The organism is Mesorhizobium sp. M7A.F.Ca.US.014.04.1.1, from assembly GCF_003998745.1.
GTDB classification, from domain to species: domain Bacteria; phylum Pseudomonadota; class Alphaproteobacteria; order Rhizobiales; family Rhizobiaceae; genus Mesorhizobium; species Mesorhizobium ciceri.
Genome location: NZ_RZRW01000792.1, coordinates 1,536 through 2,083 on the forward strand (window position 1 = coordinate 1,536; position 548 = coordinate 2,083).

Below are 548 nucleotides of genomic sequence, written 5' to 3' on the forward strand. Positions count from 1 at the left end.
GGCCGGGGCAAAGCCGAAAACCGCCGGCATGAAGAACATCGTCCGGTAAAGATTGGTCAGCGGCCGCGGCCGCTCGACGAACAGCGCCAGCGGAAACGCCACCACGAAGATCGCGATGGTGACGATCACGGTGTAGTAGGCGGTGAAGCGCAGCGCGTTCCAGAACCGGGTGTCGCGCAGGATGGCGACATAGTTGCCGAGGCCGATAAAGCTGTGCTCGCCCATCAGGGGCCAGTTGTGCAGCGACATCCACGCCGTCATGCCGAGCGGGATCAGGAAAAAGACGACGACCAGCGCGACAGCCGGCGCGACATAGAGCAGGCCGATCCATTGGTGGCGGCTGGCGACCTTGCGGGCGCGGGGCGGGGCAGGGGTTGCTGCGGTGATGACGGTCATGGCTGCGCGCTCGATGCTATTGGGACATTGGCAAAGAACCCCCTCACCCGGATTGCCAACCCAATTGAAGAGAGCAAATAGGGGCAATCCGACCTCTCCCTGAGGGGAGAGGAGGGTGGCGGGGGTGGTGCCAGCCTCTTCCCCCCAGGGGG

The 548-nt window shown here is 64.6% G+C and carries 1 pseudogene; it reads right to left on the minus strand.

Annotated elements, in window-relative coordinates:
- A pseudogene (locus tag EOA22_RS39220) lies at nt 1–396 on the minus strand (sugar ABC transporter permease); the annotation flags it as partial.
- Nucleotides 397–548: the final 152 nt, after the last annotated feature.